This is a genomic window from Terrisporobacter mayombei, assembly GCF_020748465.1.
In the GTDB taxonomy this organism is placed as follows: domain Bacteria; phylum Bacillota; class Clostridia; order Peptostreptococcales; family Peptostreptococcaceae; genus Terrisporobacter; species Terrisporobacter mayombei.
Genome location: NZ_JAHZMP010000225.1, coordinates 1 through 455, shown reverse-complemented (window position 1 = coordinate 455; position 455 = coordinate 1). Strand labels below are relative to the sequence as shown.

General features: G+C 54.7%; 1 protein-coding gene. It reads left to right on the top strand.

The window, feature by feature from the left end:
• Positions 1 to 455, top strand: a 455-nt coding sequence (locus K0039_RS25305) for a citrate/2-methylcitrate synthase (protein WP_272491555.1), incomplete at both ends; no start/stop codon positions are given.

Genomic DNA, 455 nt, shown 5'->3' with positions numbered 1-455 from the left:
CGAATGAAGTGTCGCTGGAGATCCAGCAACGCTACGAAACGCCGGACGAAGCCGAAGCAGATATCCGCAAGCGCGTGGAAAACAAAGAAGTGGTCATTGGTTTTGGTCATCCGGTTTACACCATCGCTGACCCGCGCCACCAGGTGATTAAACGTGTGGCGAAGCAGCTCTCGCAGGAAGGCGGCTCGCTGAAGATGTACAACATCGCCGATCGCCTGGAAACGGTGATGTGGGAGAGCAAAAAGATGTTCCCCAATCTCGACTGGTTCTCTGCTGTTTCCTACAACATGATGGGCGTTCCCACCGAGATGTTCACACCACTGTTTGTTATCGCCCGCGTCACCGGCTGGGCGGCGCACATTATCGAACAACGTCAGGACAACAAAATTATCCGTCCTTCCGCCAATTATGTTGGACCGGAAGACCGCCCGTTTGTCGCGCTGGATAAGCGCCAG